The following is a 25,781-nucleotide window of genomic DNA, read 5'->3' on the forward strand; positions in this document are numbered from 1 at the left end:
GCTGGCTCAGTTCGGTGATTGATGAACCTTCTTCGCCCGGCCTGGTGCAGGCCCGACCGGGCGCAACCTGACAGGAGTGGAAGCAATCATGGCGACAAAGCAACCGAATATCCTGATTCTCTGGGGCGATGATATCGGGTGGTGGAACATCAGCTTCAATAGCCGTGGACAGATGGGTTATCGCACGCCCAACATCGACCGGATTGCGAACGAAGGCGTGGCCTTCACGGACTACTACGCCCAGCAAAGCTGCACGGCGGGCCGCGCCGCATTCATCACCGGACAGAATCCGATCCGCACGGGGCTGACCAAGGTCGGCATGCCGGGCGCCGACGTGGGCTTGTCGGCGGAGGATCCGACCATCGCGGAATTGCTCAAGCCGCTTGGCTATACCACCGGGCAATTCGGCAAGAATCATCTGGGCGACAAGGACGAATTTCTGCCCACCATGCACGGCTTCGACGAGTTCTTCGGCAATCTCTATCATCTGAATGCGGAGGAGGAACCGGAGGATCCGGATTATCCGAAAGACCCTGCGTTCAGGAAGCGTTTCGGTCCGAGAGGCGTGCTCCATTGCCGCGCGGATGGCAAGGGCGGACAGCGAATCGAAGACACCGGTGCGCTGAACAAAAAGCGCATGGAAACGATCGACGAAGAAACGACCACGCTCGCATGCGCGTTCATCGACCGAGCGCATAGCGAAGGCAAGCCGTTCTTCGTCTGGTACAACACGACGGCCATGCATTTCCGCACGCACTGTGCCGAGAAGCACAAGGGCAAGAGCGGACAGGGCGACTATAACGATGTGATGGTCGCGCACGACGAAAACATCGGCACGATGCTGGCCAAGCTTGACGAGCTGGGCATTGCCGAAGACACCATCGTCATGTACTCGACGGATAACGGCCCGCACTTCAATAGCTGGCCCGACGCGGGCATCACGCCATTCCGGTCGGAGAAAAATACCAACTGGGAAGGCGGGTGGCGCGTGCCGGCCTTCGTCCGATGGCCGGCGAAAATTCCTGCGGGCACGGTGCTCAACGGAATCGTCACGCATCAGGACTGGATGACGACCTTGCTCGCGGCGGCCGGCGAACCGGAGGTGAAAGAGAAACTGCTCCAGGGATACAAGGCGGGCGAGAAAACGTACAAGGTACATCTGGACGGTTTCAACATGCTTCCTTATCTCACCGGCGAAGTGAAGGACAGTCCGCGCGATTCGTTTTTCTATATCAGCGACGACGGCGACATCATGGCGATCCGCGTGCGCGACTGGAAGATGGTGTTGCTGGAGCAGCGCGCGAGGCAACTGGCGTGTTGGGCCGAGCCTTTCATCCGGCTGCGTATCCCGAAGATGTTCCACCTCCGGCGCGACCCGTTCGAGCGCGCGGACGAGAACTCGAATACATACTACGACTGGATGATATCGCACGCCTACTTGCTCTATGCGATGCAGGCGGTCGTGGCCGCGCAGATGGAGAACTTCAAGGCTTATCCGCCGCGTCAGAAGCCGGCATCGTTCAATCTCGACGCCGTGCTGCGGCAACTCGACGACGCGAGTGGCGGTGCGCATCACTGACATCACTGACATCGCCTGAAACAGAAGAGAAGCCGTCCGGCGAGCCGCCAGTTCGCCGGGCGGTTACGAGCCGCGCGTAGCGAACCGGAAGTCGAAGGCAATGCCATCCATCTCTGGCCTGACATGAAGCGGCCAGCTGTTCCGCAGTGGAAGGAGGTGTCAAGTGACCGCAGAGCACGTCCGGCTCGATGAAGCCCGGCAGGGCATCGCGCCCTGGAAGAAGTGGGGACCGTATCTGTCCGAACGCCAGTGGGGCACGGTGCGCGAAGACTATAGCGAGTCCGGCGACGCCTGGAACTACTTCAATCACGATCAGGCGCGCTCGCGGGCGTACCGATGGGGCGAAGACGGGCTCGCAGGAATTTGCGACGACCAGCAGCTGCTTTGCTTCGCCGTGAGTTTGTGGAACGGTCGCGATTCCATCCTGAAAGAAAGGATGTTCGGCCTGACCAACGGGGAGGGGAACCGCGGAGAGGACGTTAAGGAGTACTACTTCTATCTGGACTCGACGCCGACGCATTCCTGCATGAAGTATCTGTACAAGTACCCGCAGGCCGCTTATCCCTACGACGATCTGGTCGCGACGAATCGCCGGCGCAGCCGTCAGGAACTCGAATACGAGTTGATCGATACCGGCATATTCGACGAAGACCGCTATTTCGACGTATTCGTCGAGTACGTGAAGGCTGCGCCGGAAGACATGCTGATCCAGATCACGGCGTTCAATCGCGGTCCCGATCCGGCCGCACTGCATGTCCTGCCGACGCTATGGTTTCGCAACGTCTGGTCGTGGGGCGAGGAGGTCGCGCGACCCTCGCTTCGTCAGGCATGGGCGGGCAGGGCAGGCGCCGTCATCGCGGCATCGCATGGCGAGCTCGGGAGTTGGCGGCTCTATTGCGAGGGCGACGTGGCGCTGCTCTTCACCGAGAATGAAACGAATAGCGAGCGCCTTTACGGCACGGCGAACCGCACGCCCTACGTGAAGGACGGCATCGACCGCCATATCGTTCATGGAGAAGCGGCGGCCGTGAATCCGCAGATGCGCGGGACGAAAGCCGCCGCGCATTACGCCCTGCAGATTGGCGCGGGCCAGTCCCATGTCGTGCGCTTGCGACTCGCCAGGGACACGCCCGAGCGCGAAACATCGGCGGAAGAAGGATGCAGCACTGCGTTCGGCGGTTACGCAGAAACGATGACGGCGCGCCGGAACGAGGCGGACGAATTCTATGCCGCGGTCATTCCCGCATCGCTGGACGCGGACGCCGCGAACGTCATGCGACAGGCGCTCGGCGGCATGATGTGGTCGAAGCAGTTCTATTACTACGACGTCGACAAATGGCTCACCGAACGCGGCTCCGATCCGTTCGATCCGGCGCGGCGCTCGCCGCGCAATGATCACTGGCACCACATGTTCAACGCGGACATCGTATCGATGCCCGACAAATGGGAGTACCCATGGTACGCGGCCTGGGATCTCGCGTTCCATGTACTCGCGCTGACGCTCGTGGACGAAGATTTCGGCAAGCAGCAACTCGACCTGATGTTACGCGAACGCTATCTGCATCCGAGCGGGCAGCTTCCGGCCTACGAGTGGAACTTCGGTGACGTCAATCCGCCTGTGCATGCGTGGGCGACGATCTTCGCCTATCGTCTCGATCAGCACCGCCACGGTCACGGGGATCTCGTCTGGCTGGAGCGGTCGTTTCACAAGTTGCTGATGAACTTCACTTGGTGGGTAAACCGCAAGGACCGGACCGGCAACAACGTATTCGAAGGCGGATTTCTGGGGCTCGACAACATCGGCGTATTCGATCGGAGCGCACCGCTGCCCACGGGCGGGTATCTGGAACAGGCCGATGGCACTGCCTGGATGGCGCTGTTCTGTCAGAACATGCTCGAGATCTCCGTGCAGCTCGCCTTGCACAATCCCGCGTATGTGGACATGTGCGTGAAGTTCGTGTCCCACTTCCTGTGGATTGCATCGTCGATGCTGCGTACCGGAGAAGGCCGCGGCATGTGGGATGAAGAGGACGGCTTCTTCTACGATGTGCTGAGACTGCCGGACGGGCGCGCCGAGCGGCTGAAAGTGCGCTCGATGGTGGGACTGCTGCCGCTGTGCGCCGTCACTTCGTTCGAGGGCGCGCTGGTGGAACGCTATCCCGATGCCTTCGAAGACCTCAAGCGGTTCTTCGCAGCGCGCCCCGAGATCATGGCGTCCATCCACGATATGACGTCGCTGGGCTTCGGCAATCGCCGGCTGGCCTCGATCCTCAACGAATCGAATCTGCGCCGCGTGCTCTCGAAGATGCTGGACGAGAACGAGTTTCTGAGTCCTTATGGAATTCGCTCGCTGTCGCGATACCACGCGGACCACCCTTACATCTATCGGGCGGGCGGCCAGGAGTACCGCGTTTCATACCTGCCGGCGGAATCCGACACGGGCATGTTCGGCGGCAACTCGAACTGGCGTGGTCCGATATGGATGCCGGTGAACGGGCTCATTATCCGCGCGCTGTTGCAGTACTTCAGCTACTACGGGAACACTTTCAAAGTGGAGTGCCCGACCGGTTCCGGGCATGACATGACCCTCTACGAAGTAGCCGCGGAAATCACCCGCCGGCTGACGAGCCTCTTCGTGCGCGGCAGCGACGGTCGGCGGCCGGTTCACGGCGGCAACCGAACGTTTCAGGAGGACCCGCACTGGCGGGATTACGTGCTGTTCTACGAATATTTTCATGGCGATAAGGGCGCAGGGCTCGGCGCCAGCCACCAGACCGGATGGACCGGCATCATCAGCCGCGCGATGCATCTGTTCGCCACCACCACGCCGGAGGAGTTTTTGCACGCGGGGCGAGCTGCCGCCTTCAAGGACCATTGATCTGCACATCATGAGGTGAGCACATGCAGCCCGAATCGCGGAAGGCGAAAGCGATGTGGATGAGCGGCGCGATGATGTGCGCACTCGCGCTGGACAGCAACGCCCAGGAGCAGGCTGTATCGAAGGGTCAGGACGCATGGCAGTTTTCAGTGACGCCATATCTCTGGATGGCGGGGCAAAGCGGCAGCGTTCGTATCGGACGAGTCATTCCAGCGCAAAACGTGAACGTGCATTTCTCCAATGTGCTGAGCAATCTCGACTTCGGCGTGATGGGTACGCTCGAAGCACGCAAGGGCCGCTGGTCGATCATTCTCGACGGGTTCTACATCAGCATGGGCCGCGATTCGGATCCGATCCTCGGTGGCGATCTTGGTACCGCGAGGCTGAAGCTCGATAACAGTGTCGTGCAGCTTGCGGGCGCCTACCGGATTTTGCCGAGCGACACCGTACCGGTGGACCTTTACGTGGGCGTTCGATACACGAACCTCAACGCGAAGCTGACTTTTTCGACGAGCCGTCTGTTGCCGTCGGGCGCGGCGCGCGGCGCGAGCGTCGATTGGGCCGATGGGCTGGTGGGCGTGCGCGCCACGTACCGGTTCGCGGACAGATGGTCGGTCTGGGGATCGGCGGATGCCGGCGCAGGAGGCAGCAACTATTCGTGGCAACTCATCGCCACCGTGCTGTTCGATGCAACGAAGAACATCAGCATGAGCGGCGGATTCCGAATACTCGCGCAGGACTACAACACCTCGTCTTTCTACTACAACGTCAGGACTGCCGGCCCGTTCATCGGCGCGCGGATACGATTCTGAGGCTGTTGATGGCGTGCGCTTTGGGAAAGCGCGTTTTTGTTCGGCGGGGAGAACCAGACTTCGAACAGGGGAGAATTCGATGATGAAATTTTCCGACGCCAACGCGCGACACGTTTTGATTCTTACTGCTGCGCTTGCCGCAATGCCACTGGTCGTCGGCCTGGACGCATCGACCGAAGCTTGCGCGCAGAGCAACATCAAACTCACGGCTCAGCAACTCGATTCTCTGACTGCGCCGATTGCGCTTTATCCCGATGCGCTGCTTGCGCAGGTGCTCATGGCCGCTACCTTTCCGGAACAAGTGCAGGCGGCGGCGCAGTGGTCCAAAGCTCATCCGCACGAAAACGGCGACGATGCTGTAAAAGCCGTTTCATCTCAACCGTGGGACCCGAGTGTGCAGTCGCTAGTCGGGTTTCCACAGGTGCTCGCAACGATGGAATCCAAGCCGGAGTGGGTGAAACAGATCGGCGATGCCTTCCTCGCACAGCCAACCGACGTGATGAATTCCGTACAGCGACTGCGCAGGCAGGCTCAGGATGCCGGGAACCTCAAGTCGAACCAGCAACAGAAGGTGGTCGTCGACGAGAACAAAATCCAGATTCAGCCTGCGAGCCCTCAGGTCGTTTATGTGCCGACCTATAATCCGGCGCTTGTATATGGCCCTTGGCTATATCCCGCCTACCCGCCCGTGTACATTCCTCCTCCGGCCGGATACGCGATTGCGAGCGGATTCGCCGCGGGACTCGCATTTGGCGCCGGAATCGCCGTTACGAATTCGCTCTGGGGCGGCGTCAACTGGAACACCGGCAATGTCAATGTGAACGTCAACCGGTTCAACAATATCAACGTGAACAACCGGCTCGACGCAAACAGTGCCACGGCGAACTGGAATCGCAATGCCAGTGTCTCTCGCAACACAACGAATTTCGACAGCGCGAAGCTCGATTCGTATCGTGGATACGATGACTCCCGCAAACAGGCGATGCAAACGTTCGACAGCCGCACAGGCGAGACTTTCGGCGGATCCGGCAGCCAACGTCTTCAGGATATCCGCCAAGGCGGGTTCGATGCCAATGATCTGAGCAGCCGTGCGGGCTACGCGAATCGCAACAACGCGCTGCGCGGCGCCGGCGACGGGGACACGGCGCGCCAGGAGATGCAGCGGGGCGAGGCGAGCCGCAATGCGTTTGCGAGTGGCTTCGGCGGCAATCGGTTCGGTAATAGCGGGTTCGGCGGCGGCGACCGGTTTGGGGGTGGTGGCTTCGGCGGGGGCGACAGATTCGGCGGCGGCTTCGGCCGAGGCTTTGGCGGCGGACGACGATTTCGGCGGCGCAAGGGCTCGGCTGGCATAGCAAGAGCGGATAGTCACGAAGACCGGGCCATAATCCGCCGCCCCGAATCCGCGGGGTTCGTTCGCCGATGCAGAATCGCGGCGATGACCAGGGTGGTCGTCGGGTTGCTGGTCTGCATGGTCTTGCCGATGGCAAACCCTGAAGCACGCGCACAGGCCGCTTACACGAGCCCCGACGCCGCTGCCAATGCCTTGGTCGATGCGCTCGCATCCAACGATCCGGCTTCGATGAACCGGGTTCTCGGCAACGATCGTCGGCGCTTCATTCCATCACAGTACGTCGGCGCGGATGATATCTACGATTTTCTTGGCGCCTGGGCGCAGCAACACGAGGTTTCGTACGATCCTCCGTCGGAGAGCGGACAGCAACGTGCGCATTTGCTGGTCGGCAAAAGCAATTGGGTTCTGCCAATTCCGTTGGTGCGGACGTCCGCCGGCTGGCGTTTTGATCCGCGCGCAGCGCGGGGAGAGTTGCAGTTGCGGCGGGTGGGGCGCAACGAGCGCGCGGCGATGCTGACTTCGCTTGCCTATGTCGAGGCTCAGAAGGACTACCGCGATCTGACAGGGCGCTATGCGATGCGCCTGACGAGCACGCCGGGCACACGCGATGGCCTTTACTGGCCTGCCGCGCCGGGCGAACCGGAAAGTCCGCTCGGCCCGCTCGCCGCAGCGATGCCTGCCGGTAATGTCCTCTCGAAGGAGGGCTACCATGGCTACTACTATCGCATCTTGACTTCGCAGGGTGCAAATGCGAAGGGCGGCGCTTTCGATTATGTGCGTGACGACGCGATGTCACGAGGCTTTGCGCTAATTGCGTGGCCCACCGATTATGGTGCTACGGGCGTGATGACATTTCTGGTGAACCAGGACGGTCGCGTATTTGCGAAGAATCTGGGACCGGAGACTGCGCGCTTCGCAGCCGGGTTCAAATCGTTCAATCCCGACAAGACCTGGTCCCCAGTCGAGCCGTAGTTAGTGCGAGGGGCGAGCTTATGCGCACTTGTGACTGGCTGACCTGAGAAACGTCGCGCCTTCACAAGCTACGCGGAAAGGTCGGTCCAGGGATATTCGAATGTCCGTTATTCGCTTGCCAGCCGACATCAGGGTAGCTGTGCTACGAACGACCGAAGAGGGTGGCGGATTCAACCGGTCGATGCAACGATTTGGTTAAATCGCTCAGCTGGCGTATCGAAGTTTAGTGTTTTTCTAGGACGTTCGTTGAGCCGCCTGGCTACGGCGTCCAGCTTGGTCTGTGAGTAGGCAGATAGATCAGTACCCTTAGGGAAGTATTGCCTGAGAAGCCCATTCGTGTTTTCGTTCGAACCGCGTTGCCAAGGATGCTGTGGGTCGCAGAAATAGACCTCAATGTCGGTAGCGACAGTAAAGCGGTGGTGGTCGGCCATTTCGGAACCCCTGTCCCACGTCAGCGATTTATATAGTTCCCGAGGTAACTTGCTGGCGTGTAGTATCAGCGCGTCAACCACAGCCTCAGAATCCTTGCTGGCGACTTTTACCAGCATCACGAATCGACTTTGACGTTCGACGAGCGTTGCGATCTGGCTCGTAGCGTTGCCATACAACAAGTCGCCTTCCCAGTGCCCGGGTATTGCGCGATCCTCCGCCGTAGCCGGGCGTTCACTGATCGATGTGGCGTTGCGAATGTTCGTGCGGCCCTCGGCTTCAGCCCACCGCCTCGAAGAGGCCGAATACGTGGCGCACGGCGAGCACCTGGAAGCCACTTGCCTGCCGCCGCTTCGTTGCTGCATGAAACACCGCAGCCAAGAAGGGTGAACCGCATCGAGTCGAAACGCTATGTGCTCATTGGGCACTTGCAGCAAGCGCCGATGATGGGCGGTGGGCCGCTCTCCGTACAGAGCGTTGACGCACGTATGACCGCTTCCGGCTGGCATCGGCGAGGCGCGTAAGTCAGTCGCCGCTGCCTAGTTCGCTGTGTTAAAGCGCGCTCGCGTACATGCTGTCCGGATTATCTAACGTGACTCGATGTGCGGCTCAGGTCAGAAAGGCCGTCGATCGCACGCTCGAACGGCTTCATCCGACACTTCGGGAACGAATAATTCGCGCTCGACCGGATTCGATAGCCCCGAACGGCGCAACGTCCCTCTGTGGTATCAACTCGCGGAAGGATCCGGCGGAGGCCGGCAACTCGCGCCTTGCATAAGGGCAGAGTGGGGACCGATCGCAACGCGAAAGGAGGGTTGCGACCGCCCTTCTGCGGCTCGCCCATATTTAGAACGAAGCATCCGTTAAGTCTTTGTCGGTGAAGTGAGCATCATGTTCGCACGCGGGCGGTTCAGCAGCTTCCGGCCGGCCACCACGAACCTTTGTTGCACATCAATCTGCCTGACGGAGTACAGATGAAAGCGCCGCTCGAATAAAACTGTCCGTTCCAAACACATTCGCCTTCTAACGGGGTCGATTCGACGGCGAACGGGGACAGTTCTATTGGCGAATTTTGTTTGCTCGGATCTTGCGCCTCTACGTTGGGAGTTTCTTCTGCCATGTTAGTCACCTAATCCATTCCGTTGTTGCTTAGTCAGCCTGCAGCAAACCATGTTCCGTGAAAGACCGCGGCTCCGTCGCAGTAGTCGCGTTTGAGACCGACGCTTTTTCATAGGAAGCGTCGGCAAGCGCTGATGCGCCATCCCGCTCTGGACGCTCCATCGACTGCATCACGTTCGCGTGAGCAACATGACGAGGCTGCGAAGACGGCACGACGAATGCGAGACCGTCCGCGTCATGCGAGCCGTGGCCGGCAGGACAGCGACACACGGAGGCAGGAATGAAACGCACGACCGCCAGAATGTTTGGCTTCGGCGCTCGCAATGGCGTAGCTGCAGCACAGTCCTTTGCCTAACGAGAAGTCACGCGACGGTACTGCGAACACATGTGCGGGACCGTGAAGAATTTCTTAAGGAGGTTTTATGTTAGCCACAAACTTTCGCGGACCGTACCGGATCCGGGTTTCGCAAAAACCGGATCCCCTGATTGAGCACCCGGGCGACGCCATCGTCCGCGTGACGCGCGCCTGCATCTGCGGCTCGGATCTGCACCTGTACCATGGGCTGGTGCCCGACACGCGTATTGGGCACACCTTCGGCCATGAGATCGTCGGCATTGTCGAAGAGGTTGGCTCCGCGGTCGAGACCCTGAAGCCGGGCGATCGTGTGCTGGTGCCGTTCAACCTGTTCTGCGGCTCGTGCTTTTTCTGCCAGCGCGAGCTGTACAGCAACTGCCACAACACCAACCCCGAAGCGACCGCAGTGGGCGGCATCTACGGTTACTCGCACACCACCGGCGGTTACGATGGCGGCCAAGCCGAGTTCGTGCGCGTGCCGATGGCGGACGTGGGACCGTACAAAGTGCCCGATGATATCGTCGACGACGACGCAGTGCTGCTGACCGACGCGCTGCCGACCGGCTACCAGGCCGCCGAGATGGGAGACATCCATGAGGGCGATACCGTGGTGGTGTTCGGCGCAGGGCCGGTGGGCATCTTCGCCGCCAGGTCGGCCTGGCTGTTCGGCGCCGGTCGCGTCATCGTGGTCGACCATATCGATTACCGGCTCGACTTCGTACGCCGCTACGCTCCCTGCGAAGTCGTCAATTTCCGGGAGGTGAGCGACATGGCCGTGCACATCAAGAAGATGACGGACTGGCTGGGCGCGGACGTGTGCATCGATGCGGTCGGCTGCGAGGCGGCGGGCAGTCTGACGCAAACCATCACCGGGCGCTGGACCATGCTGCAGGCGGGTTCGGCGACCGCGCTGTTCTGGGCCATCAACTCGGTGCGCAAGGCCGGTAACGTGTCGATCGTCGGCGTCTACGGACCGACCTTCAACGCGGTCCCGATCGGCAACGCGCTGAACAAGGGCATCACGATGCGCATGAACCAGGCGGCGGTCAAGCGCCATGTCCCGCACCTGATCGAGCACATCCGCCAAGGGCATTTGAACCCGAAAGAGATCATTACCCACCGTGTGCCGCTGGAAGAGGCGTCGGACGCGTACCACGTCTTCGCGAGCAAATATGACAACTGCATCAAGCCGGTGCTGATTCCTCCGCGTGCCGGCTCGGCGCGCTCGATGGTGACCAGCGTCGCTCACTGAAGGAGCAGCCATGGACAACGAAATCGCGCGCCGCGATCTTGTCGAGCAGCGGCGGAACCCGCAACACCACGGCCACGTCGACTGCGAGCGCCAGATGGACTACGACCTCAACCGGCACAGTCCTCCCCGCGAAGACCTGCAGCGCATCCCCGGCTGGGGCTCGGACCTCGATCACAAGAACCGTCCAGCCATCCCGATGGAGCGCACTCCGCCACGCTTCATTCACGTGCCGCATGGACAGCCGGTTCAGCAGGCGCAGACTGTCGAGGTGTTCTATTCGCCGGAGCGGCCGGGCATCACGCCGCTCTTCGGCACGGCCCAGCCGCCGAAATGGCTGTCGGGCGCGATTCGGCGCGTTGCCTACAAGCTGCCGGAGAATGACCTTCGCCACTGGCTGATGCTGATCGCCGCCGACCGCGTCAACGTGGTCGAAGGCATCGTCGACGACCTGCGGCGCGGCTACGTACCCAATGTGCTCGGCGAAATGGGCATCCGGTCCGAACTGCGCCACAACCCTGCCGGGCTGGTGCGCAAGGCGCTTATCGCCACCGCGGTTGTTGGCGGAATCGCGTTGCTTCGGAAACGCCGCACGCAGTACTGATTGTGTAGCGCGGGTTGGCACTTGTCCTGAGCGCAGTCGGGTCATGACACTCGCGGACCGTGAGGTGTCTGCCCGGCGGCGCGCCGGCGATCACAAGCGCCCAACGCCTGGACGGTCGGTCAGCTTTCGCTTCTTGCCGCGACGGTGCCGTTCTGCGATTGGTTCGCCGGTGCCTGGTTCGTATGCATGCGGGAGTGCCTGGCCGCGTGGACCCGCTCGTAGTGGACGCCCTTCCGGACGTGCCGAGTCTGTCGGGAGGCCGGGTTGTTTTCGCTACTTCTGTCGGTAGTCGATAGCGGGAACTGCCAGATCCTCAACTTCGCGGCTTGCTGATAACTGAATTTCGATTTCGGCGTGGTCTTGTTAACCGCCAACCTTCGATGCGAGTCGTATCGAAATCGAACGACCGTTGTTCCTTCGCAAAAGACGTCCGGCCCCGGCAATCGGTGGGTCGTGAAGACTCATTCGAAGTTGAAGAAAGCCACCATCCAACTGCGCCGCGTCGCCAACGACGGCAAAGCGATACGAACCGGCACGACGGCGGCCGGACACCGAACTTTCAGCTGTCGCCCGGTCCGGATGCATTAGCCTGGCAGCCTGCCGATAGGCTAGCTTCAGTTCTGGCGTGATCCCCGGCAGACTGGCATCGCGGTTGCACAGCCAGGCGTGGCGGCCTGCACGCGAAGCTTCGAGACATGGCCTGGGCGCGGTGCCAGTCAATGGGCCGCGCCGCATTAGTCCAGGTCAACGCGCCTGTAGGCTTCGCCTTTCTTGCGAGCGCGCCTATGATGAAAAGGCCGGCGAGTGAGAGCCGCGTCGCCTTCTGGGCGCCATCAAATGGAGGCCGTCATGAAGAAGATCTGTGACTGCGCGCAGCTTCGCGCCACGCTTATTGCGTTGACTGGCGCTACCGTGCTGTGCTTTGCCGAGGCTGCTATCGCAGAGAGTCAGGCGGCGAAGAAGCTCGGGCAGGTGACCGTCATCAATCAAATGCTTCAGCCGAAACCGCTGAAGGCGAATTCCGCGGCGCCCGCAAACAATAATGTTAATACGTCAAACGCCACTACGCCCACCCCGAGCGTCAGTCCAAACCACAACGCTGCCCCGACCTACAACTGGAACGCCATCAACGCGGCAAATGCCGCGAACGCGGCGAATGCAGCGCGCGTTAACGCGATCCCCGGAGCGCCTCCGCCCGCTCGCAACAAGTAATAATTCGCTGAATACGCTGCTGCGAGAGATGAAGCGGTGGGCGTGTTCGAGAGTCGGCCTTAGCCGACGTTCATTTTTCTTTCGAACCGCACGACGGAAGGCTCGGGTTTTGCGGTTGCGTATTCATTTGAGTTGCGCGGCACGACACAGGTCACGGTCTGCCCGCGCCACTAAAGGACAAAGCTTAGCGTCTGTTTGTCTGCAGAGATCTGCGCTTCGGGCACAAGCACTTTCATGAGCGGTCCCGCGGATCACGGGATGAAGAGGACAAGGCGCGCTGACGGGCGCGACGCCGATCGCTCACCAGTCTACCCGGTGCTTCTCTTCGGTCTCTTGGTGGCGTCGATCGTCATCGACGTGCAGGTAAATGCGGGTCGTGGTCAGGAGGCGTGTCCGAGGTTGTCGCGGACCTAGCAATAATGTCAATTTAGAAATGCCGAATGACGAACAAAATCAAACAGATAAGTTGGAATCGACGCGCCGTACGAGTCCGCAGCAGTTGCAATTTTGCGCCCGTCTGCATAGGATGTAGCACATCTGTAGCACAACGAGGATGCGATGTCGACCACCACACTTCGCCTGCCGCCGGAGCTACGCGAGCGCGTCTCCCGGCTCGCCGAGCAGTCCGGCACTACGGCACACAGTTTCATGCTGGACGCCATCGCAGAGCGGGTGGCGAACGAAGAACTACGCCAAGCGTTCCTCGACGAGGGCAACGCGCGCGTCGCGAAGATGCTGGACACAGGCGTGGGGTTCCAATGGAACGAGATGCGTGACTATCTGCGCGAGCGCGCGGCAGGCGGCTTGCCGAAAGTACCCAAGGTCAAGCGATGGCGCGAATAGTCCTAGCGCCGGAAATTCGCGAGGACTTCGATCGTATCTTTGAGTTTCTCTTCGAACACACGCCACAGCATGCGGTCGGGCGCATCGATGACATCGTGTCCGCACTCGACATTCTCCAGTCAAGCCCGATGATTGGCCGGCCGGTCGACAACTATCCAGGCATGCGCGAGTTGGTCATTTCAAACGGTGCCCATGGCTATCTGGCGCTGTATCGGTTTGTGCCGGAATTTGACGCGGTTCTTGTCATGGCGATCCGAAGTCAGCGAGAACTGCGCTACCGACGCGAATCTCCGTAAGCTTGCCCGGAGAATGATCCACGGTCGCGCTGTCGAATGCATGCGCGAGCCCGCGTTCGCGATCAAGGCGAGGCCACAGCTGAAATAGGACATGAAGCGCTGCTCGAATGCGCGCTGGGCGCCATCGGCCGATAACGGGCAGCCCTGGCGCTTTATCGTGTTCGAGAAGGCGGGGACGCCGCCGCATTCGAGCGCGCCTTCGCGACGCTGGTTCCGTTCAACCAGACGTGGAACCGGCTCGCGCAAGTGCTGATCGCCGTGCTCGCGGACACGCTTAACGCAAAGGGCGAGGTCAATCCGAACGGACGACGCTTTCGACAGCTACAACGCCACCACGCTTGTCAAACGCGCAGCGTTTCTCGAGCGCATCGCGGACGGCCTCGATGCGGTAACGCCGGAACTCGCGAAGCGTGGATCGCTCGAACCTGGTTTGCATGTGGCGCAACTCGAAGGCGAGGCCGCCAAGGCCGCGACGCAATTCCGTCAGTTCGCACACGTCGTGTGTCGAGGACGCTTCCGTCAGGCGACGATCGATCCCGCGCAACCCGAGCGGCAACCGCGGGCGTGCATGGACCATCGCATGCAGAAGATCGCAGCCGGACCGATCGCAATCTTCGGCGCAAGCAACTTCCCGATCGCGTGTTCCGTCGCGGGCGGAGACACGGCATCCGCGCTCGCAGCGGGATGTCCGGTCATCGTGAAGGCGCATAACGCGCATCCGGGTGCGTCCGGGATACAGGCGCGCGTCATTCGCGAGGCGGTCGCCGTGTCGGGATTGCACGAGGGCGTTTTCTCGATGCCCGGAGGCGGCGGTAATGAAGTCGGCGAAGCGCTTGTCGATCATCCGCTCATCAAGGGCGGTGCGTTCACCGGTTCGGAAGGGGGCGGAATGGCGCTCTATCGACGTGTTTCTGCTCGCATTCTTTACGCCCTGGAGCGCGATCAATCTGGTGGACTACTACTGCTTCACGCGATCGCGCTACGACGTACCCGCGCTTTCGGACCCGGACGGACGCTATGGCCGCTGGAACGGCAAGGCCATTCTGATCTACACGCTCGGTGTGCTCGTGCAGATGCCGTTCATCTCGACACACTTCTACACGGGTCCTTTCGTCGATACGCTCGGCGGCACGGATATCTCGTGGATCATCGGTCTCGTCGTTCCGGGGCTGGTCTACTACACGGTGATGCGTCGCGCGCCGCGGACTTATCCCGCGCGGCTGGTTCTGCCGAACGCGCAAGAGTGACAGCGGGCTGATCGCAAAGAAAAACGGCTGCGCATCTTTCGATGCGGAGCCGTTTCTTCAACCGATACCCGAAGTCAGCCGATCGCCTTCACCGCGTCGAGCGCGCCGCTCAGCATATCGCGCAGCACGGCTTCGACCTTGACCGCGCGTTCATCGACGAAATCGAACGGCGCCGATTCATTCATATACGCGGACTGGCACATTTCGAGCTGCACCGCATGCACGCCGTCTTTCGGCGCGCCGAAATGCCGCGTGATATAGCCGCCCTTGAAGCGCCCGTTCGCCACCCACGTCAAACCGCTCGCCTTTGCGGCGCTTTCCACGCGCGCCTGGATCGACGCATCGGCGGTGCGGCCGTCCTGCGTGCCGATGTTCAGATCGGGCAGCTTGTCCTCGAAAAGACGCGGCAGCACGCCCGCGATCGAATGCGCTTCCCACAGCAGTACGTTAGCGTGCGCGCCGCGCAGACGCTTCAACTCCGCGTCGAGCGTCTGGTGGTACGGCTGCCAGAAGCGCTCGACGCGTTGCCGGCGTTCGGCTGCATCGGGCGCGCATCCATCGCGATAAAGCGGCTCGCCGCGAAACGTTTCGGTCGGGCACAGCGATGTCGTCGTCTGGCCGGGATACAGGCTCTCGTCGTTCGGCGGACGGTTCAGATCGATGACATAACGCGAGACGCGCGCGCCGATCACCGTCGCGCCCCATTCCTTCGCGAACGCATAGAGGCGATCGAGATGCCAGTCCGTGTCCGCCACGGTCAGCGCGACGTCCGTGTACCGGTCGCGCATCGAATCAGGGATGTGTGTTCCGAGATGCGGGATCGAAATGACGAGCGGCGCATCGCCGCGTTGCAGCGTGAGGATATCGTTCATGTGTGGGATTCAGGAATCGGCCAGCAAGCGCGCGAGTGCGGCGCGATAGTCCGAGTAAAGGCGTGCTTCGTCACGATGACGTCCGTCTTCGACCACGCGCTCGCCGCCGGTATAAACATCGCGAATCGGCGATCCGCCATGCTCGCAGAACACCACGGACGACAGCCATGTATCGGGCGTCTGTTCCGCGAGATTCGGATGATCGGCATCGAGCACGATCCAGTCGGCGCGTGCGCTCGCTTCGAGCGTGCCGACCGCACGGCCGGTCGCGCGCGCGCCGCCTTGCAGCGCGGCGGCGAAGAGCCGGTCGGCCACGATCGCGCGATGCGGCGCGGCCAGCACGTTGCGCTCGCGTCGTGAGAGGCGCTGGCCGTATTCGAGCAGACGCAGTTCCGAGCGCCAGTCCACGCCGATATGACTGTCCGAGCCGACACCGAACGCACCGTTCGCTTCGAGATAATCGTGCGCGGGAAAAATGCCGTCGCCGAGATTCGCCTCGGTCGTCAGGCACAGGCCGGCCACCGCGCCGCTCTTTGCGAGCGCGGCGGTTTCGTTCGCATCGACGTGCGTAGCGTGCACGAGGCACCAGCGCGCGTTCACATCGAAGTGATCGAGCAGCCATTGCACGGGCCGCGCGCCTTCGGTTTGCAAGCAGGCATCGACTTCGGCCGTCTGCTCGGCGATATGGATATGCACCGGCGCATTGGCCGACGACGCATCCAGTCCATCGAGCAGCGCACGCAGCGATGCCCGCGACACCGCGCGCAGCGAGTGCGGCGCGACGCCATAACGCACATCGCCGCGTTCGGGATGCGCGCGTCGCAACGCGTCGACGATCCCGAGCAGGCCTTCCGGCGTATTGATGAAACGCCGCTGGTCGTCACGCGGCGCCTGTGCGCCGAAGCCGCTGTACTGATACAGCACCGGCAGCATCGTCATGCCGATGCCGGTCTCGCTCGCCGCCTGCACCACGCGTGCCGCGAGTTCCGCCGGATTGCCGTAACGCTCGCCATCGGGCGCGTGATGCACGTAATGGAACTCGCAGACGGACGTGTAACCCGCCTTCAGCATTTCGACGTAGAGCCAGCGCGCAATCGCGCCGAGATCGTCGGGCGTGATGTGCGCCGCGAAGCGATACATCAGATCGCGCCAGCTCCAGAAGCTGTCGGTTGGATTGGCGCGATATTCGGTGAGACCGGCCATCGCGCGCTGAAACGCGTGCGAATGCAGGTTCGGCATGCCGGGAATCAACGGCCCCGATGCGCGTGCGACACCGCGCGGCGCCTCGGGAAGATCGGGCGTGACGCGTTGCAGCGTGCCGTCGTCAGACCATTCGAGCAGCACGTTGCGACGCCAGCCATCGGGCAAATAAGCGTGTTCGGCAAAGAGTGTATTCATGCGTTCAGTCGACGTTCGAAGACAGTTTCCCCGCCGCGCACGACGCGCCCGCAAAGCGGACGGCCGAACCAGTAAGCGAGTTCCGCGAGCGATTGCACCGGCCACACCGCGAAGTCCGCCGGACGTCCGGCCGCGAGCGTGCCGTGACGTTGCTCGTCGCCGAAGGCGCGCGCCGCGTGACGCGTCACGCCTTGCAGCACTTCGGGAACCGTCATGCGAAACAGCGTCGTGGCCATGTTCATCATGAGCAGCAGCGACGTGACCGGCGACGTGCCGGGATTGCTGTCGGTCGAAATGGCGATCGGGACTTCGTAGCGGCGCAGCAGTTCGAGCGGCGGAAGCCGCGTCTCGCGGATGAAGTAGTACGCGCCCGGCAACAACACCGCGACGGTTCCGGCTTGCTTCATCGCCGCGACGCCCGCTTCATCGAGAAATTCCAGATGATCCGCCGACAGCCCGCGATAGCGCGCCGCCAGCGCCGCGCCGCCGCTGTTCGACAACTGCTCCGCGTGCATCTTCACGGCGATGCCGCGCCGCGCCGCCGCCTCGAACACACGCTCGCTCTGGGCGAGCGTAAAGCCGATGCGCTCGCAGAACACATCGACAGCATCGACGAGACCTTCGTCGGCGAGCGCGGGCAACATGCGATTGCACACTTCGTCGATATAGTCGTCGGCGCGGCCCGCGAACTCGGGCGGCAACGCGTGCGCGCCGAGAAACGTCGTGCGCACGGTGACGGGATAGCGCTCGCCGAGCGCACGCGCGACGCGCAGCATCTTGCGCTCGGTCGGCAGATCGAGGCCGTAGCCCGATTTGATTTCGATGGCGGTCACGCCGTCCGCGAGCAGCGCTTCGAGGCGCGCGGCGGATTGCGCGAAGAGCGACGCTTCATCGGCCGCGCGCGTCGCGCGCACGGTCGAGACGATGCCGCCGCCCTGCCGCGCGATCTCTTCATAGCTCACGCCCGCGAGACGCTGCGCGAACTCGTTGGCGCGCTGGCCGCCATAGACCAGATGCGTGTGGCAGTCGATCAAGCCGGGCGTGACCCACGCGCCGCGCAGGTCTTCGCGCGGCCATTGCGTGAAATCGTGCGGCACGTGCGCGCGCGCGCCGAGCCATGCGATCTTGCCGTTCTCGACGGCGATCGCGGCGTCATCGATCGTGCTGCCGGGATCGCCTGCGGGACAAAGATTCAGGTTGTGCCAAAGCGTGCGCTTCATTGCGTTTCCCTCAATGCGATGGCGAGCAACGCGCCGTCGCCTTCCGTCGCGATATGCGCTTTGACGCGGTCGATGCGCAGCGTATCGCCCTGCTCAAGCGCGACAGGCTCGTCGCCGTTCACGCGCACGCGAATCGAGCCTTGCGCGCAGTACAGCAACGCCGTGTCCGCTTCGACATGACGCGCTTCGCCCGCGCGCCACACATCGAGCGTGCCGCGCGCCGCGTCACGGTGCACCATGAGATTGAGGTCGCGCGTCGCGCCGTCGACGAGACGGGCGTCGATCGCGGATTCGCCCGCAAAACGCGCGATATCGAGCGGCTGCATCAGCGCATGCGTTTGCGCGCCTTCGTCGAGGATCATGCCCGCGCCGTCGAGCAGCACCAGCGTGCGGTCGACGCCGGGAAAGCGCGAGAACGGCCCGGCTTTCGCGACATCGGCCACGCTCACGCGCCACGCGAACGCTTCCATGGACGCGCCCTCGGGAAACGCGGCGACTTCGCGCGTGACGCCGCCGCCGTTCTTCCACGGCGACGCCACGAGGTCCATGCCGCGAATCAACGTGATGGACGAAGCCATCATCGGCCGAGCATCGGCAGCTTGAGTCCGGCTTCGCGCGCGGTGGATTGCGCCAGCTCGTAGCCCGCATCGGCGTGACGCATGACGCCCGTCGCCGGATCGTTGAAGAGCACGCGGCCGAGACGCTCGTGCGCGGCATCCGTGCCGTCCGCGACGATCACCACGCCCGAATGCTGGCTGAAGCCCATGCCCACGCCGCCGCCGTGATGCAGCGACACCCACGACGCGCCGCCTGCCGTGTTCAGCAGCGCGTTGAGCAGCGGCCAGTCGCTGACGGCGTCGGAGCCGTCCTTCATCGATTCGGTTTCGCGGTTCGGGCTGGCGACGGAGCCGGTGTCCAGATGATCGCGTCCGATGACGACCGGCGCTTTCAGTTCGCCGTTCTTCACCATCTCGTTGAACGCCTGTCCCAGACGATAGCGGTCCTTCACGCCGACCCAGCAGATGCGCGCCGGCAAACCCTGGAACGCGATGCGCTCACGCGCCATGTCGAGCCAGTTGTGCAGATGCGGGTCGTCGGGGATCAGTTCCTTGACCTTGGCATCGGTCTTGTAGATGTCTTCCGGATCGCCCGACAGCGCGACCCAGCGGAACGGCCCCTTGCCTTCGCAGAAGAGGGGACGAATGTACGCCGGCACGAAACCGGGGAAATCGAAGGCGTTCTTCACGCCCATTTCGAGCGCCATCTGACGGATGTTGTTGCCGTAATCCAGCGTGGCCGCGCCGCGATCCTGCAGCGCGAGCATCGCCTGCACCTGCTTCGCCATCGACTGCTTGGCGGCCGTCACGATGCTTTGCGGGTCGGTCTTCTGACGTTCGCGCCAGTCTTCGACCGTCCAGCCTTGCGGCAGGTAACCGTGGATCGGGTCATGCGCGCTAGTCTGGTCCGTGACGCAGTCCGGCGTGATGTTGCGATCGACCAGTTGCGCGAAGACATCGGCTGCGTTGCCGAGCAGGCCGATCGATACGGGCGTGCCGCTTTTCTTCGCCTCTTCGATCATGGCGAGCGCTTCGTCCAGCGTCTTCGCCTTCTTGTCGACGTAGCGCGTCTTCAGACGGAAGTCGATGCGCGACTCGTCGCATTCGACGGCGATCATCGAGAAGCCGGCCATCGTCGCGGCCAGCGGCTGCGCGCCGCCCATGCCGCCGAGACCGCCCGTGAGAATCCAGCGGCCCTTCGGATCGCCGTTGAAATGCTGGTTCGCGACCGAGAAGAACGTCTCGTAAGTGCCCTGCACGATGCCCTGGCTGCCGATATAGATCCAGCTTCCCGCCGTCATCTGGCCGTACATCATGAGGCCCTTGCGGTCGAGTTCGTGGAAATGATCCCAGTTCGCCCAGTGCGGCACGAGATTGGAGTTGGCGAGCAGCACGCGCGGCGCGTCCGCATGCGTGCGGAACACGCCGACCGGCTTGCCCGACTGGATCAGGAGCGTCTCGTTCTCTTCCAGATCCTTGAGCGACGCGAGAATCTGGTCGAAGCAATCCCAGTTGCGCGCCGCGCGGCCGATGCCGCCATAGACGACGAGCGCATGCGGATGCTCCGCCACTTCGGGGTCCAGATTGTTTTGAATCATCCGGTACGCGGCTTCCGCGATCCAGGTCTTGCAGGTTTTTTCGCTGCCGCGCGGAGCACGGATCGTGCGGGTCGGGTCGAGACGCGGATCGATGTGTTTGGGATGATTCATATGCTTCGCTCAAGGTGGATTTGTCGACGAAGACCCGCGATGCGCGATCGCGCTCATCGCGGGCAGTGAAAACAGTTTAGCCACGCCAAGTTGTATATACAAGAGGAAAGGTCGATTTGTCTCAGCAGGGTATACGCTGACGGCATGTGCAAATTACGGGGCGCACAAACAGAAACGCGGGTATTCGGAAATGATTACCCGCGTATGGGATTCCAACAAGTTGTCTAGTCAGGTGAGGTGTCCCTACACCTTCCCCACCAAATGAAATCGCGACGACGGATGCCACAACTGCACCGAGGTCGCCACGCCGTCGCCGACCCACGTGCGCCGCGACACCAGCAGACACGGCTCGCCGATCTCCATTTCGAGCTGCTTGCGGATGGTCGCGTTGGGCTTCTGCGCGTCGATGCGAAACTCCGCGCGCTGAATCGGCGCGAGCCGCACCATGTAGTGGTTCGGCGTTTCGGTCGTGAAGTCCTGCTGCAGGTAATCGGGAAAGAGATGCGGATTGGTGTAGCGATCCTCGTACTGGATCGGCGTGCCATCCTCGCAGTGCACGATGCACGAATGGAACACCGGCCCTGCGGTGAGATCGAGGGAGGCGATCGCTTCCGCATCCTCAGACGTCTCGAGCCTAAGCACCCGCGCGGAATGTCGATGCCCGCGCGCGGCGATTTCGTCGGCAATATTGCGTACTTCGAGAATCGTCGATTCGTAATGGCGCGGCGCGACGAACGTGCCCGAGCCCTGCACGCGCGTCAGCACGCGCTCGGCCGTGAGTTCGCGCAGCGCGCGCGATGCGGTCATGCGCGAGACGCCGAACTCCTTCACCAGTTCCGTTTCCGATGGAATCGTATCGCCGGGCTTCCATGTGCCATCGGCAATCCGGTCGACGACATAGCGCTTGATCTGCTCATAGACCGGCAGCATTCTGCGGCTCTCGGCCATGCCCGATTCTCGTGTAGCGTCCGCGTCCGTCTTCATTTTTTTTCCAGTTATGGGAGCCGCACGCGCACGCGATAACTCGCCGCCTTATCTCCCGTGCGCCTCCGGCACCAAGGCGAGCGCGTCGTTGGCGGATTGCGCACACCGCTGCGCCGTGACCGTCGCGGGCGCGCCGGCGGACGGCTGCGTATCATCCGCGCCGTCCGTTCTCGTCGACGGTCCCGGCAGCGGCGGTGGAACGCCATCCGCGATCATGCGAAATGCGAACGTCATGTCGTTTGCGAGCGGCCGGTCGTCGCGATAGATCGGCAGCACGCCGCGCACCTGCGCGCGCAAGGAATCAGTATAGGGGGCGCGCGCGAGCTGCGTCGGCTGAAGATCGTAGGCCTGCGTCGCGGCGAGCAATTCGATGCCGAGGATGCGCGCCGAGTTCTCGATGATTTCGAGCGCCTTCAGCGCGGCGGGCGTCGCGTGACACAGGTGATCTTCCTGCAATCCCGAGGTCACGCCGCCGTCCAGGCTCGCGGGCGCGGCGATGCGCCGGTTCTGCGCCACCAGCGAAGCGGCCGTGTACTGCGCGATCATGAAACCGGAGCGCGTGCCGCCGATTTCCGCGAGGAACGCCGGCAGACCGCTGACGAGCGGATTCACGAGGCGGTCGAGCCGGCGTTCGGCCAGCGCCGACACCTGCGCCATGGTGACGGCGATGCCGTCCATCGCGAGCGCCATCGATGCGCCGACAGCATGCGCCTGCGAAAACACGCGCGGGGCTTCGGGCGTGCCCGCGACGATCGGATTGTCGGTGATCGAAGCCAGTTCGCGATCGACGACCTCGGCGGTCATCTTCAGCGCATCGCGCGCCGCGCCGTGTACGTGGGGAATCGTGCGCAGGCTGAGCGGGTCCTGCGTGCGCCGCCCGATCGATTCGTTGAGGATGCCGCTGTCCGAAAGCGCCGCGCGAAGCCGCGCACCGACCAGCGCCAGCCCTTCGGAGCGCCGGAACGCGAGCGATTGCGGATCGAGCGCATCGAGCTGGCCACGGAGATTCTCGAAGCTCATCGCCGACACCACATCGGCCCAGTCGAGAAAGCGCTGCGCCCGCGCCATCGCCAGTGCGGCGAGGCCGGTCACGCACGGCGTCCCGTTGACGAGGCTCAGGCCTTCCTTCGCTTCGAGCGTCATCGGTTCGAGCCCCAGCCGCCGCAGAGCCTCGTCGCCCGTCATGCGCTCGCCGCCCGCGCGCACGTGGCCGGCGCCCACGCACACCAGCGCGATATGCGCCATGTGGCTCAGATAGCCGACCGAACCGAACGCCGGCACTTCCGGCAGATAGTCCGCGTTGAGCAGCGCGAGCAGCGTGCGCACCACTTCGAGCCGCACGCCGGAATGGCCGTGCGCGAAGTTGTTGATGGCGGCGGCGATGATCGCGCGCGTCTCTTCGCGTCCGAGCGGCGCGCCGACGCCGACCGCATGGCTCATCAGGATGTTGTGCGAGAGATCGCGCTGCTCCGCTTGCGACACGACGACGTCGCAGAGTGCGCCCACGCCTGTATTGACGCCGTACGCCCGAATGCCGCGCGTGACGATTTCGTCGACGAGCCTGCGCGCCGCCGCGATGCGCGCCTCGGCTTCGGGAGAAAGTTCGAGGGAAGCGCCGGCGGCGATGGCGGCGATTTCACGCCATTCGAGCGGCTGGGCGGAGCGGATAACGATCATGACGATCCTTCGATAAAACGTCTTGCAAAGTTCAGTGCGTGCTGCGGTCCTGATGACTCGACACGAATTGCCGGAAACGCTCGGACTTCTGCTCGCCGAATACTTCGGTGGGCGTGCCGTCAAGTTCGACCCGTCCTTCGTGCAGGAACATGACGCGGTTCGACACGTGCCGCGCAAAGCCCATTTCGTGCGTGACGACGAGCATCGTGCGGCCGTCGTCCGCGAGCGAGCGCATGACGCGCAGCACTTCGCCGACGAGTTCGGGATCGAGCGCCGAGGTCGGCTCATCGAACAACATGACTTTCGGATCCATCGCGAGCGCGCGCGCGATCGCCACGCGCTGCTGCTGTCCGCCCGACAAATGCGCCGGATAGTGTTTCCGTTTGTCGGCGAGCCCGACTTTCGCGAGCAGCGCTTCGGCCTGCTCCACCGCTTCGGCGCGGCTCTTTTTCAGCACGCGGATCGGACCTTCGATCACGTTTTGCAGCACCGTCATGTGCGACCACAGATTGAAGCTCTGGAACACCATGCCAAACTGCGAGCGCACGCGGTCCACTTGCTTGCGGTCGGCGGGCTGAAGGCGTCCGTCGTTGCGGCGCTTCATCCTCAGTTCTTCGCCGGCGAGCGACACGGAGCCGTCGTCGGGCATTTCCAGCAGATTCAGGCAGCGCAGAAACGTGCTCTTGCCCGAGCCGCTCGCGCCTAGGATGGAAATGACATCGCCTTCATGGGCATCGAGCGAAATGCCCTTCAGCACCTGATGATCGCCGAACGACTTCTTGATGCCTTTGACCGACAGCGCGACGGGCGAAACAGTACTCATGCTTTCTTCTCCGAAACAGCGAAGGATTCTCAGGATGCGACACGCGTCTGAACCGGCGCGGACGATGCCACGGCGGGCATGGGCGGCGGGCGCAGATGGCCGGACAGCCTGCGCTCCACGAACCCGAGCACGCTGACGATCGCGAAATTGAGCAGCAGATAAATGAGCGCGGCGCACATGAAGACTTCCGTCGTGCGATACGTCTGGTGGATGATTTCCTGCGCGACGCCCGTGACTTCCCACACGGTGACGAGGCTTGCGAGCGCGGTGGACTTCACGAGCAGCACTGCTTCCGTCGAATACGCAGGCAGGCAAAGCCGCAACGCGATCGGCCCGATCACGCGGCGCAGCAGCGCGAAACCGGAGAGGCCGATCGAATAGCCTGCTTCGATCTGGCCGTGCGGAATCGCCATGAGACCGCCGCGAATGATCTCGGCCGTATAGCCCGCCGTGCACAGCGCGAGCGACAGCACTGCGCACACATACGGCTCGCGCAGCACGGGCCACAGGAAGCTGTGACGGATCACGCCGAACTGGCCGAGCCCGTAGTAGATGAGGAACATCTGGATAAGCAGCGGCGAGCCGCGAAACACGAAGATGTAGAAGCGCCCGAAGTTTCGCGGCAGCCAGTGCGGCGAGACGCGCATCGCGACGATCACGAGCGACAGCAGGCCGCCCAGCACCAGCGAGGCGAAAAACAGTGCGAGTGTGGTCGGCACCGCGGCCAGCAACTGGCGCATGGTGTCGAGCATGAAGTTGATATCGACGGGCATGAGAAATCTCCGCTGGCGGCGTCAGTTGCTTAGTGGCTCGGTGGCTCAGTTGCGCGCGAAGCTGCGCCGGAACGAACGCGCGACCGATGCCTCGGCGCGGCCGAAAATGCGTCCTGAAATGCTGGTCATCACGAGATAGAGCAATCCGCCTGCGATGAAAAACGCGAAGTACTGATGCGTCGATCCGGCGGCGATCTGACTCGTGCGCATGAGTTCGGCGAGGCCGGTGACCGAGATCAGCGCCGAGTCCTTGAGACTCATCTGCCAGACGTTGCCGAGACCCGGCAGCGCATACCGGATGACCTGGGGAATCAGGATGCGGCGCGCCATCATGTGCACCGGCATGCCGATCGCGCGTGCCGCTTCGAGCTCGCCGCGCGCCACCGCGAGCACCGCCGCGCGATAGACCTCTGCCTGATACGACCCGGAGATCATGCCCACCGCGACCGCGCCGATCAGGAAAGGCGGAACGCTGACGAAGCCGTCCGCGCCGAACCACTTGCCGATGGTCGAGACAAAACTGGAGCCGCCGAAATAGAAGAGATAAATGACGAGCAGTTCCGGCACGCCGCGAAACACGGTCGTGTAGAGATCGCCGGCTACGCGCAGCGTGCGGAACTTCGACAGCTTCGCCGCAGCGACGAGACCGCCGAAGATGGCGCCCGTGAAGAGTGCGGCGATCGTCAGGACGACGGTCAGCAAGGCGCCGAGCAACAGGGCGGAGCCCCATCCGTCGGGGCCGAATCCGAACATCTGGAAAAGCGACATGACCTGCTCCTGGCCGCCTGACGGCGGCTTGCGGTGCCTTTGAGCGCCTTTGAG

At 62.7% G+C, this 25,781-nt stretch carries 19 protein-coding genes and 4 pseudogenes; 12 read left to right on the forward strand and 11 right to left on the reverse strand.

Annotated elements, in window-relative coordinates:
• The first annotated feature begins 88 nt into the window (after positions 1-88).
• The 4 genes from AB6804_RS22765 (at position 89) to AB6804_RS22780 (ending at position 7,592) form a co-directional block, all read left to right on the forward strand.
• Complete coding sequence (locus tag AB6804_RS22765) at positions 89-1,579, forward strand: arylsulfatase (RefSeq protein WP_370888392.1); 1,491 nt, start codon at positions 89-91, stop codon at positions 1,577-1,579.
• A gap of 163 nt (positions 1,580-1,742) precedes the next feature.
• Entirely contained in the window at positions 1,743-4,457 is a 2,715-nt protein-coding gene (locus AB6804_RS22770; RefSeq protein ID WP_370888393.1) for a glucosidase, read from the forward strand.
• Between the two features lie 23 nt (positions 4,458-4,480).
• Positions 4,481-5,269 carry a hypothetical protein gene (locus tag AB6804_RS22775; RefSeq protein WP_370888394.1) on the forward strand — a complete coding sequence of 263 codons (789 nt, stop codon included), beginning with the start codon at positions 4,481-4,483 and terminating at the stop codon, positions 5,267-5,269.
• Positions 5,270-5,348: 79 nt separating this feature from the next.
• Positions 5,349-7,592 (forward strand): DUF2950 family protein, encoded by a 2,244-nt coding sequence (locus AB6804_RS22780; RefSeq protein WP_370888395.1) that lies wholly within the window; start codon positions 5,349-5,351, stop codon positions 7,590-7,592.
• A 170-nt stretch (positions 7,593-7,762) separates the two neighbouring features.
• Here the strand turns inward: AB6804_RS22780 and AB6804_RS22785 are convergent.
• Positions 7,763-8,389, reverse strand: a pseudogene (locus AB6804_RS22785) (IS30 family transposase); the annotation flags it as partial.
• A gap of 1,173 nt (positions 8,390-9,562) precedes the next feature.
• Here AB6804_RS22785 and AB6804_RS22790 point away from each other — a divergent pair.
• The 8 genes and pseudogenes from AB6804_RS22790 to AB6804_RS22825 all read left to right on the forward strand — a co-directional run.
• Positions 9,563-10,747: a zinc-dependent alcohol dehydrogenase gene (locus tag AB6804_RS22790; RefSeq protein WP_244797083.1), complete on the forward strand. Its 1,185-nt coding sequence runs from the start codon at positions 9,563-9,565 to the stop codon at positions 10,745-10,747.
• A gap of 10 nt (positions 10,748-10,757) precedes the next feature.
• Complete coding sequence (locus AB6804_RS22795) at positions 10,758-11,348, forward strand: hypothetical protein (RefSeq protein ID WP_370888396.1); 591 nt, start codon at positions 10,758-10,760, stop codon at positions 11,346-11,348.
• 849 nt (positions 11,349-12,197) lie between these two features.
• A complete protein-coding gene (locus tag AB6804_RS22800; protein WP_370888397.1) occupies positions 12,198-12,560 on the forward strand; it encodes a hypothetical protein in 363 nt (120 codons plus the stop codon).
• Positions 12,561-13,118: 558 nt separating this feature from the next.
• Positions 13,119-13,403, forward strand: a complete 285-nt coding sequence (locus tag AB6804_RS22805) for a CopG family ribbon-helix-helix protein (protein WP_370888398.1) — start codon at positions 13,119-13,121, stop codon at positions 13,401-13,403.
• Positions 13,391-13,699, forward strand: coding sequence for a type II toxin-antitoxin system RelE/ParE family toxin (locus AB6804_RS22810; RefSeq protein ID WP_370888399.1), 309 nt, complete (start codon positions 13,391-13,393; stop codon positions 13,697-13,699). Before AB6804_RS22805 ends, AB6804_RS22810 begins: the two co-directional genes overlap by 13 nt.
• A gap of 109 nt (positions 13,700-13,808) precedes the next feature.
• Positions 13,809-13,996 (forward strand): annotated as a pseudogene (locus AB6804_RS22815) (nitroreductase family protein); the annotation flags it as partial.
• Positions 13,995-14,558: pseudogene (locus AB6804_RS22820) on the forward strand (aldehyde dehydrogenase family protein); the annotation flags it as partial. The pseudogenes AB6804_RS22815 and AB6804_RS22820, both read left to right, overlap by 2 nt.
• A 28-nt stretch (positions 14,559-14,586) precedes the next feature.
• A pseudogene (locus AB6804_RS22825) lies at positions 14,587-14,946 on the forward strand (cytosine permease); the annotation flags it as partial.
• Positions 14,947-15,020: 74 nt separating this feature from the next.
• Here AB6804_RS22825 and hutG read toward each other — a convergent pair.
• The 10 genes from hutG to AB6804_RS22875 all read right to left on the reverse strand — a co-directional run bounded on the left by hutG (position 15,021) and on the right by AB6804_RS22875 (position 25,727).
• Positions 15,021-15,818, reverse strand: coding sequence for an N-formylglutamate deformylase (gene hutG, locus AB6804_RS22830; protein ID WP_370888400.1), 798 nt, complete (start codon positions 15,816-15,818; stop codon positions 15,021-15,023).
• A gap of 9 nt (positions 15,819-15,827) precedes the next feature.
• Positions 15,828-17,216: a formimidoylglutamate deiminase gene (locus tag AB6804_RS22835; protein ID WP_370888401.1), complete on the reverse strand. Its 1,389-nt coding sequence runs from the start codon at positions 17,214-17,216 to the stop codon at positions 15,828-15,830.
• Positions 17,213-18,436 carry an imidazolonepropionase gene (gene hutI, locus AB6804_RS22840; RefSeq protein WP_370888402.1) on the reverse strand — a complete coding sequence of 408 codons (1,224 nt, stop codon included), beginning with the start codon at positions 18,434-18,436 and terminating at the stop codon, positions 17,213-17,215. The genes AB6804_RS22835 and hutI overlap by 4 nt, the downstream gene beginning before the upstream one ends.
• Positions 18,433-19,017: a HutD family protein gene (locus AB6804_RS22845; RefSeq protein ID WP_370888403.1), complete on the reverse strand. Its 585-nt coding sequence runs from the start codon at positions 19,015-19,017 to the stop codon at positions 18,433-18,435. Before AB6804_RS22845 ends, hutI begins: the two co-directional genes overlap by 4 nt.
• Positions 19,014-20,702: a urocanate hydratase gene (gene hutU / locus AB6804_RS22850; protein ID WP_370888404.1), complete on the reverse strand. Its 1,689-nt coding sequence runs from the start codon at positions 20,700-20,702 to the stop codon at positions 19,014-19,016. Before hutU ends, AB6804_RS22845 begins: the two co-directional genes overlap by 4 nt.
• A 243-nt stretch (positions 20,703-20,945) precedes the next feature.
• The gene (gene hutC, locus AB6804_RS22855) at positions 20,946-21,686 is read right to left on the reverse strand and encodes a histidine utilization repressor (RefSeq protein WP_370888405.1); all 741 of its coding nucleotides are present in this window, start codon (positions 21,684-21,686) and stop codon (positions 20,946-20,948) included.
• Positions 21,687-21,734: 48 nt separating this feature from the next.
• On the reverse strand, positions 21,735-23,363 hold the full coding sequence (gene hutH, locus AB6804_RS22860) for a histidine ammonia-lyase (RefSeq protein WP_370888406.1): 1,629 nt from the start codon (positions 23,361-23,363) through the stop codon (positions 21,735-21,737).
• Between the two features lie 31 nt (positions 23,364-23,394).
• A complete protein-coding gene (locus AB6804_RS22865; RefSeq protein ID WP_370888407.1) occupies positions 23,395-24,186 on the reverse strand; it encodes an ABC transporter ATP-binding protein in 792 nt (263 codons plus the stop codon).
• Between the two features lie 29 nt (positions 24,187-24,215).
• Positions 24,216-24,959, reverse strand: a complete 744-nt coding sequence (locus tag AB6804_RS22870; RefSeq protein ID WP_370888408.1) for an ABC transporter permease — start codon at positions 24,957-24,959, stop codon at positions 24,216-24,218.
• A gap of 45 nt (positions 24,960-25,004) precedes the next feature.
• Positions 25,005-25,727 (reverse strand): ABC transporter permease, encoded by a 723-nt coding sequence (locus AB6804_RS22875; RefSeq protein WP_370888409.1) that lies wholly within the window; start codon positions 25,725-25,727, stop codon positions 25,005-25,007.
• Positions 25,728-25,781: the final 54 nt, after the last annotated feature.

Source organism: Caballeronia sp. RCC_10 (assembly GCF_041360715.1).
GTDB classification, from domain to species: Bacteria; Pseudomonadota; Gammaproteobacteria; order Burkholderiales; family Burkholderiaceae; genus Caballeronia; species Caballeronia grimmiae.

Excerpts from the sequence above, each read along its gene's own strand:
- hutI (WP_370888402.1), bottom strand. The coding sequence starts at position 18,436 with ATGAAGCGCACGCTTTGGCACAACCTGAATCTTTGTCCCGCAGGCGAT.
- hutH (WP_370888406.1), bottom strand. The coding sequence starts at position 23,363 with ATGATCGTTATCCGCTCCGCCCAGCCGCTCGAATGGCGTGAAATCGCC.
- hutG (WP_370888400.1), bottom strand. The coding sequence starts at position 15,818 with ATGAACGATATCCTCACGCTGCAACGCGGCGATGCGCCGCTCGTCATT.
- AB6804_RS22865 (WP_370888407.1), bottom strand. The coding sequence starts at position 24,186 with ATGAGTACTGTTTCGCCCGTCGCGCTGTCGGTCAAAGGCATCAAGAAG.
- AB6804_RS22780 (WP_370888395.1), top strand. The coding sequence starts at position 5,349 with ATGATGAAATTTTCCGACGCCAACGCGCGACACGTTTTGATTCTTACT.
- AB6804_RS22795 (WP_370888396.1), top strand. The coding sequence starts at position 10,758 with ATGGACAACGAAATCGCGCGCCGCGATCTTGTCGAGCAGCGGCGGAAC.
- AB6804_RS22875 (WP_370888409.1), bottom strand. The coding sequence starts at position 25,727 with ATGTCGCTTTTCCAGATGTTCGGATTCGGCCCCGACGGATGGGGCTCC.
- hutC (WP_370888405.1), bottom strand. The coding sequence starts at position 21,686 with ATGAAGACGGACGCGGACGCTACACGAGAATCGGGCATGGCCGAGAGC.
- AB6804_RS22835 (WP_370888401.1), bottom strand. The coding sequence starts at position 17,216 with ATGAATACACTCTTTGCCGAACACGCTTATTTGCCCGATGGCTGGCGT.
- AB6804_RS22765 (WP_370888392.1), top strand. The coding sequence starts at position 89 with ATGGCGACAAAGCAACCGAATATCCTGATTCTCTGGGGCGATGATATC.
- AB6804_RS22775 (WP_370888394.1), top strand. The coding sequence starts at position 4,481 with ATGCAGCCCGAATCGCGGAAGGCGAAAGCGATGTGGATGAGCGGCGCG.
- AB6804_RS22810 (WP_370888399.1), top strand. The coding sequence starts at position 13,391 with ATGGCGCGAATAGTCCTAGCGCCGGAAATTCGCGAGGACTTCGATCGT.
- AB6804_RS22800 (WP_370888397.1), top strand. The coding sequence starts at position 12,198 with ATGAAGAAGATCTGTGACTGCGCGCAGCTTCGCGCCACGCTTATTGCG.
- AB6804_RS22845 (WP_370888403.1), bottom strand. The coding sequence starts at position 19,017 with ATGATGGCTTCGTCCATCACGTTGATTCGCGGCATGGACCTCGTGGCG.
- AB6804_RS22870 (WP_370888408.1), bottom strand. The coding sequence starts at position 24,959 with ATGCCCGTCGATATCAACTTCATGCTCGACACCATGCGCCAGTTGCTG.
- AB6804_RS22790 (WP_244797083.1), top strand. The coding sequence starts at position 9,563 with ATGTTAGCCACAAACTTTCGCGGACCGTACCGGATCCGGGTTTCGCAA.
- hutU (WP_370888404.1), bottom strand. The coding sequence starts at position 20,702 with ATGAATCATCCCAAACACATCGATCCGCGTCTCGACCCGACCCGCACG.
- AB6804_RS22805 (WP_370888398.1), top strand. The coding sequence starts at position 13,119 with ATGTCGACCACCACACTTCGCCTGCCGCCGGAGCTACGCGAGCGCGTC.